This is a genomic window from Citrobacter sp. wls826, assembly GCF_005281245.1.
Lineage (GTDB): Bacteria > Pseudomonadota > Gammaproteobacteria > Enterobacterales > Enterobacteriaceae > Citrobacter > Citrobacter braakii.
The window spans coordinates 146,165-152,261 of the sequence record NZ_SZWS01000012.1; the positions used below are offsets into that span (position 1 = coordinate 146,165).

General features: G+C 56.1%; 3 protein-coding genes and 1 pseudogene. All 4 read right to left on the reverse strand.

Annotated elements, in window-relative coordinates; translation table 11 throughout:
• Window positions 1-361 (reverse strand): annotated as a pseudogene (gene qseF, locus FDW87_RS21495) (two-component system response regulator QseF/GlrR); the annotation flags it as partial.
• Entirely contained in the window at window positions 361-1,104 is a 744-nt protein-coding gene (gene qseG, locus FDW87_RS01650; RefSeq protein WP_137379387.1) for a two-component system QseEF-associated lipoprotein QseG, read from the reverse strand. The gene qseG and the pseudogene qseF, both read right to left, overlap by 1 nt.
• 22 nt (window positions 1,105-1,126) lie before the next feature.
• A complete protein-coding gene (qseE, locus tag FDW87_RS01655; RefSeq protein ID WP_049282310.1) occupies window positions 1,127-2,557 on the reverse strand; it encodes a two component system sensor histidine kinase QseE/GlrK in 1,431 nt (476 codons plus the stop codon).
• A 578-nt stretch (window positions 2,558-3,135) separates the two neighbouring features.
• Window positions 3,136-6,097, reverse strand: a 2,962-nt coding sequence (gene purL / locus FDW87_RS01660; RefSeq protein ID WP_252362946.1) for a phosphoribosylformylglycinamidine synthase, incomplete at its 5' end; no start/stop codon positions are given.

The following is a 6,097-nucleotide window of genomic DNA, read 5'->3' on the forward strand; positions in this document are numbered from 1 at the left end:
ACGCACCGTCGATCGCATGGTATAACGCGTCTTTATCGACCGGCTTAGTGAGAAAGCTGAACACCCCTTGCTGAGTCGCCGCAACGGCGTCGGGGATGGAACCGTGAGCGGTAAGGATAATAACCGGCATTCCCGGCTGCACTTTCTGGATTTCAGTAAACAGCTTCATGCCGTCCATTTCATCCATGCGCAGATCGCTAATAACCAGATCCACTTTTTCATGGTTCAGTACCCGTAACCCTTCCTGCCCACTTTCTGCGGTTACGACGCTGTAGCCTTCGCTGGTCAGGCGCATTCCAAGTAATTTCAACAGGCCGGGATCGTCATCCACCAGCAGCAGATGCGCGGGCTTACGGCTTATCATGGCGTGACCTCATCGGCAGACGGCGCTGTGCCTTCCTCGTTATCAGGTGGGGTGAGTTTATCGTTCCCGTGCGGCGCATCAGGGTTGTAACTACCGGCAGGTTTGCGCGTGGAAAGCTGGCGTTCGATATCGGTCAGATTCTCCAGCTTGCGGGTCGTGAGATCGAGCTGAGACTGCAAATGTTGCTGCTGCTGACGTAACGTATCAAGATCGCTGTCTGACGCCTGCTGAAGCTTGCTGTAGCGCATACGCTCTTCGGCCAGTTGCAACTGCAACGTCTGACTGCTGCGCCAGACCTGATACAGCGGGCGTACCTGTGGCGGAATTTGCGGGCTTAATACGTCGAGGCGCGTAACCGTCTCCCGCCTTTCAGGTGGCGTAATATTGGCGTTATCAAGCAGGATCCCGCGCCTGAAAGCCCCCTGCCAGGTATCAGGCATCATCGTGCTGGCTTCACTACGCGCCTGTACCGGCATCAGGCGATTGGCGCAATCCATCGCCCGCAGCCAGTACAGCGGATTGGTCTCTGTGGGCTGACCAGCCAGCGACCAGATATCGCTACAGTCGGTTGCAAGGTAGTCCGCCAGTTGATGAGGCGGAATTTTCTCCTGCGAGGGGTCGCCGATAATATGATTCACCGCGTTCGGGACGCAGCCTACCAGCGCCAGACACGGCAGGCTTGCGAGGATGACGCGACGGAAAAAATGTCGTTTAAGCATTCGGACAACAACGTATGGCATACTCACCAGACTTAGGTTTATTTTAGTGATTTTTCGCTGCAGATAGCGGCAGTTCTATGCGAAAACAAACGTTTTGCGCATGCTCATCAACCAGATACAGTTTGCCCCGCATACGGCGGATGCAATCTCTGGCAATGCTCAGCCCCAACCCGCTTCCTTTTACCGCCCCTTTTCGCTGATGGCTACCCTGGAAAAAAGGCTCGAAGATCATGGTCTGTTCTGCTTCTGGAATCGGTGTGCCGGTATTCATTACATCAATGTATACCATTGAGCCATGCAAACTGCTGCGGATCCAAATGTTACCGGATTCAGCGCCATAGTGCACCGCATTGGAATAAAGATTGTCCAGCACGCTCATCAATAGCATCGGTTCTGCCAGGCAGGCGTTCACCGCAAGCGCAACATCAGTATGTATCATTTTGGCGCGAGCGGGCAGGCTATGTGCAGAAACAACGCTTTCCACCAGCGGCGCGATTTCCACACGTTCAAGCTCAACCTCGTCATCCGCCAGCTTGCGGTTGTAATCGAGCAGTTGCTCAATCAGTTTTTGCAGGTTGCGGCTACTGTCATCGAGAATACCGACCACCTCTTTTTGCTCTGGCGTTAACGGCCCAACGACCTGATCGGCTAACAGCTCGGTACCTTCGCGCATGCTCGCCAGAGGCGTTTTTAGCTCATGGGACAGGTGGCGTAAAAACTGATGTCGTTGTGACTCCAGCCAGGAGAGACGTTCGCTCAGCCAGATAATGCGCTGCCCCACGGAGCGCAGCTCCCGGGGTCCCGTAAATAATACGCTATCGCCCAGCGAGCGCCCTTCCCCCAGACGATTGATCATTTTTTCTATGCCCTTCACCGGACCGATTATCATGCGGGTAAACAGCAACACCATCGCCAGGCTGACAAGAAACAGCACCAGCGCCTGCCAGCCAAAGAACTGCCCACGTTCGGCTATTTCCTGCTGTAGCTGCTGCCCACGAGAAAAGACGACCGTGCGCGTCGCTTGTACCATTTCAGTATTGGCACTGGCGAAAGCGTCCAGCCGCGCCGCCGCCACGCTATCAGGACCACTGTTGGTGCACTGCAACTGCGCGAGATCGTTGAGGTCCTGACGCAGTGCCTGATAAAGCTTGGTATCCGGCAACACGCCCGCATGCGCATCCAGCATGTCGCTGTAGCGTTTACGTTGGCTCTGGTAAACCTTAGCCAGCGTTGGGTCATCAAGCACACAGTATTGCCGGTAGCTACGCTCCATCTCCAGCGCGGCATTGGTCATCGCTTCACTGCGTCTGGCGTCAATCAGCGTGGTTTGGTTCGTCAGCGCCGCCTGCGCGCTCAGGGCATTCAGACTTTGCCACGCCTGCCAGGCCAAAACTAACAACGGCAGCAGGATAAGCAAAAATGCCAACGTAACTAATTGACGTAAAGATCGGGGGAAAACAGACCAGCGCTTCAAGGCGTTACTCTCAATGGACAGGAATAGGTTGATGCTAACTGAGGGGAACGTCAGATACAACAAAGCCGGGATTAACCCGGCTTTGTTGTGGAATAAGGCGGTGCCTAACTCGACGTTTCGCCCGAAGGTTGATATGAGCGATGCTAATATCAGATGTTGGACGGCAGGCACCTTGTTGTGCGTCATTCGAAGTTTATGTAGCACGTCCCGAAGGGGCTGACATAAGAAGGTGAATGAGCCACTGGGCTATATTATGCAGCATCTGTGCCAATGTTCAAAACACTTTATTAACACAATGATAAATATGGAAAATGTTCTTATTCATATGAAAAATGATTTTGGCTATTTTTCACCCTTACTGTCGCCAATCAGCAACACCCACAGCACTTAAAAACAAATTCATTGTAAATCATACAATTAAGTGTCTCCATTTGGCGACAACGTAACCCCGCCTATGTCGGGATTTCCCGACACTTAAACGCATTGTCGGATAGCGGCATAATTGCCTTATCCGGCTTACAAAATGACAGACAAAAAAAAGCCCCTCACGCAGAGGGGCTTAAAGGTTATCGAGCTGATTACCCGAGCTGTTTACGCGCGTTGCGGAAGATACGCATCCACGGGCTGTCCTCGCCCCAGTTTTCCGGGTGCCAGGAGTTGCTCACGGTACGGAATACACGTTCCGGATGCGGCATCATAATGGTGACGCGACCATTTTCAGTAGTAACGGCAGTAATTCCGTTCGGCGAACCGTTCGGGTTAGCCGGGTAGGTCTCGGTCACCTTACCGAAGTTATCAACGTAGCGCAGCGCCACCAGTCCCTTACTCTCCAGCGCGGCCAGATGCGCGCCGTCACGCACTTCCACACGGCCTTCACCGTGAGAAACGGCAATCGGCATCATCGAACCAACCATATCGGCAAGCAGTAAAGACGGGCTTTGCGTCACTTCGACCAGGCTGAAGCGGGCTTCAAAACGATCGGAGTGGTTACGCACAAAGCGCGGCCACAGCTCGCTTCCCGGGATCAGTTCACGCAGGTTAGACATCATCTGGCAACCGTTACACACCCCGAGCGCCAGCGTTTGCGGGCGATGGAAGAAGGTTTCGAACTCATCACGGACGCGGTTGTTGAACAGAATCGACTTCGCCCAGCCTTCCCCTGCGCCGAGCACATCGCCGTAAGAGAAACCGCCACAAGCGACCAGCGCCTGGAAGTTACCCAGACCGATGCGTCCGCCCAGCAGGTCGCTCATATGCACATCGATGGCGTCAAAGCCCGCACGGTGGAAGGCAGCCGCCATTTCAACGTGGGAGTTCACGCCCTGCTCGCGCAGCACGGCCACTTTTGGACGTGCGCCGGTAGCGATGAACGGGGCGGCAACATCTTCGTTGATATCAAACGACAGTTTAACGTTGAGGCCAGGATCGGCATCGTTGGTTTTCGCGTCGTGTTCCTGATCGGCACACTCCGGGTTGTCGCGCAGACGCTGCATCTGCCAGGTGGTTTCCGCCCACCACATGCGCAGCGTGGTGCGGCTTTCGCTGAACACCGGCTGACCGTTGGCGCTCAGGGTGAAACGGTCACCCGTTACCGCCTGGCCGAGATAGTGCACGCAATCTGCCAGGCCATGTTGTGCCAGCAACACCTCAACCGCTTCACGGTCAGCAGCGCGAACCTGGATCACTGCGCCCAGCTCTTCATTAAACAGCGCCGCCAGACGATCGTCACCCAGAGAGTGGATATCAGCGTCAATACCGCAGTGACCGGTGAAGGCCATTTCCGCCAGCGTAACCAGCAGTCCGCCGTCGGAACGGTCATGGTAGGCCAGCAGCTTACGCTGCGCGACCAGCGCCTGAATGGCGTCGTAGAAGCCTTTCAGTTGCTCAACGTTACGCACGTCGGCAGGCTTGTCGCCCAGTTGACGATAAACCTGTGCCAGCGCCGTCGCGCCCAGCGCGTTGTGACCAAGACCGAGGTCAATCAGCAGCAGGGCGTTGTCTTCAGTAGAGAGCTGCGGGGTTATCGTGTGGCGCACGTCTTCCACGCGGGCAAAGGCGGTGATCACCAGCGACAGCGGCGAAGTCATTTCACGCTGCTCATTACCTTCCTGCCAGCGGGTTTTCATCGACATAGAGTCTTTGCCCACCGGAATAGTCAGGCCAAGCGCCGGACATAATTCTTCCCCAACGGCTTTTACCGCTTCGTACAGCCCGGCATCTTCACCGGGGTGACCCGCAGCCGCCATCCAGTTGGCCGACAGTTTAATGCGTTTGATATCGCCAATCTGCGTTGCCGCCATGTTAGTCAGCGCTTCACCTACCGCCAGACGCGCAGAGGCCGAGAAATCCAGTAGCGCAACTGGCGCACGCTCACCGATAGACATCGCTTCACCGTAGTAGCTATCCAGGCTTGCGGTGGTGACCGCGCAGTTGGCTACCGGGATCTGCCACGGACCAACCATCTGGTCACGCGCCACCATGCCGGTAACGGTACGGTCGCCGATCGTCACGAGGAACGTTTTCTCAGCGACAGTCGGCAGATGCAGCACGCGGTTAACCGCATCTGCAATCGAGATTTCGCCACGATTCAGGGCGTCGCCTTTGGCTTTCAGCGTCTGCACATCGCGGGTCATTTTCGGGGTTTTACCCAGCAGCACATCAAGCGGCATGTCGATCGGCTGGTTATCGAAGTGGCTGTCGCTCAGTGTGAGATGCTGTTCTTCAGTGGCCTCACCGATCACCGCATACGGCGCGCGCTCGCGCTTACACAGTTCGTCAAACAGCGGTAGCTGGTCAGCGGCAACCGCCAGCACATAGCGCTCCTGGGATTCGTTACACCAGATTTCCAGCGGGCTCATACCCGGCTCGTCGCTAAGAATATCGCGCAGCTGGAACTTACCGCCGCGACCGCCATCGCTTACCAACTCCGGCATGGCGTTAGACAGACCGCCTGCGCCAACGTCATGGATAAACAGGATCGGGTTCGCATCGCCCATCTGCCAGCAGCGGTCGATAACTTCCTGGCAACGACGTTCCATTTCCGGGTTGTCGCGTTGTACCGAAGCGAAATCAAGATCGGCATCAGACTGGCCGGAAGCCATAGAGGAGGCCGCCCCGCCGCCAAGCCCGATGTTCATCGCCGGGCCGCCGAGGACGATCAGCTTGGCGCCAACGACGATCTCACCTTTTTGCACGTGATCGGCACGGATGTTACCGATCCCCCCCGCCAGCATGATCGGTTTATGGTAACCGCGTAGCTCTTCGCCGTTGTGGCTGTTGACCTTTTCTTCGTAGGTGCGGAAGTAGCCGGTCAGCGCCGGACGACCGAATTCGTTGTTAAACGCCGCGCCGCCCAATGGACCTTCGGTCATGATATCGAGCGCAGTAACAATACGGTCCGGCTTACCAAAGTCTTCTTCCCACGGCTGTTCAAAGCCAGGAATACGCAGGTTGGAAACGGAGAAGCCCACCAGCCCGGCTTTCGGTTTTGCACCGCGACCGGTTGCACCTTCGTCGCGGATTTCGCCGCCGGAGCCGGTA

Coding starts and splice junctions, on each gene's coding strand:
- qseG (WP_137379387.1), bottom strand. CDS start 1,104: ATGCCATACGTTGTTGTCCGAATGCTTAAACGACATTTTTTCCGTCGC.